Source organism: Cytobacillus sp. GQ23 (assembly GCF_059758675.1).
Genome location: NZ_JCAXER010000072.1, coordinates 1 through 1,515, shown reverse-complemented (window position 1 = coordinate 1,515; position 1,515 = coordinate 1). Strand labels below are relative to the sequence as shown.

General features: G+C 39.5%; 1 protein-coding gene. It reads left to right on the top strand.

Annotated elements, in window-relative coordinates; genetic code table 11:
• Nucleotides 1–45: 45 nt before the first annotated feature.
• Complete coding sequence (locus AC6CHU_RS25865; RefSeq protein WP_159871981.1) at nt 46–1,404, top strand: IS1182 family transposase; 1,359 nt, start codon at nt 46–48, stop codon at nt 1,402–1,404.
• Nucleotides 1,405–1,515 lie beyond the last annotated feature (111 nt).

Below are 1,515 nucleotides of genomic sequence, written 5' to 3'. Positions count from 1 at the left end.
TTTTTGTTTTAAAATAGAAGTAATACGATACTTGAGGTGATTAAGATGCTTTCTAAACATAATCCAATTCAACGGGATCAAATCGAAATGATTGCATTAGATGAACTTGTCCCAGCGGACCATTTGGTTCGCAAAATTGAAGCGGCGATTGATTTTTCCTTTGTCTATGATTTGGTGAAAGATATGTATTCAGAAGTAGGACGCCCAAGTATTGACCCTGTTATCTTAATCAAACTCACATTCATTCAATATACCTTCGGTATTCGCTCCATGCGTCAAACAATTGAGGAATTGAAAACAAATATGGCCTATCGGTGGTTTTTAGGATACGGCTTCCACGATAAAGTTCCTCACTTCTCAACTTTCGGAAAAAACTATGAGCGCCGATTTAAAAATACCGATCTCTTTGAACAGATATTCTATCGAATTTTAAAAGCTGCAGCTGAAAAGAATTTAATAAGTGCAGAACATGTTTTTGTAGATTCTACTCATGTAAAAGCGAGTGCGAATAAACGGAAATTTGAAAAGAAAGTTGTTCGAAAAGAAACCCGTGCCTATCAACAACGCCTTCAAGAAGAAATTAATCGAGATCGTGAAGATCATGGAAAAAAGCCTTTTCCGCCAGATAAGTTTGATAAGGAAGAATTCAAAGAAACTAAGGAAAGTACAACTGACCCAGAGAGTGGATACTATGTAAAAGATGAGCGTACAAAACAGTTCGCCTATTCTTTTCACGCTGCCGCAGATCGCAACGGCTTTGTACTAGGCACAACTGTAACCCCTGGTAACACGCATGATAGTCATATTTTAGAGCCATTGGTAGAACAAGTCATTGAGAAAGTTAGTAAACCAGAAGCTGTTGCGGCCGACGCAGCCTATAAAACACCTGCTATCACGAGCTACTTATTGAAAAACGACATCACACCTGCTTTACCTTACACACGACCTCGCACAAAAGAGGGTTTCTTCAGAAAACATGAGTATGTTTATGATGAGCATTTTGACTGTTACATTTGCCCAGCTGGTGAGATATTAAAGTATAAAACGACTACAAAGGAAGGTTATCGTCAATATAAATCAGATCCGCGAATTTGTGCTGGATGCCCGTTCTTGTCTCAATGCACACAGAGTCAAGCGCACCAAAAGCTCATTCAACGTCATGTGTGGGAGGAACATTTGGAAGAGGCAGACCACCTTCGCCACCATCAAAACGTCAAAAAAATCTATGAGAAGCGAAAAGAAACAATTGAACGTGTTTTCGCAGATGCAAAAGAAAAGCATGGCATGCGTTGGACAACTTTAAGGGGACTTAAAAAATTGTCAATGCAGGCGATGCTTACTTTCGCTGCCATGAATTTAAAGAAAATGGCCAACTGGACTTGGCAAGGCCCAGTAATAGCCTAGAAGATGACCTCGGAGAGGTTTACAGTCATGAAAAAATGCTTTCAAGTCCAATAAAAAAGTAAAAAGGGTCCGGAATAAGGCTATTCCGAACCCCTTTTGTCTACAAACTGA

Excerpts from the sequence above, each read along its gene's own strand:
- AC6CHU_RS25865 (WP_159871981.1), top strand. The coding sequence starts at position 46 with ATGCTTTCTAAACATAATCCAATTCAACGGGATCAAATCGAAATGATT.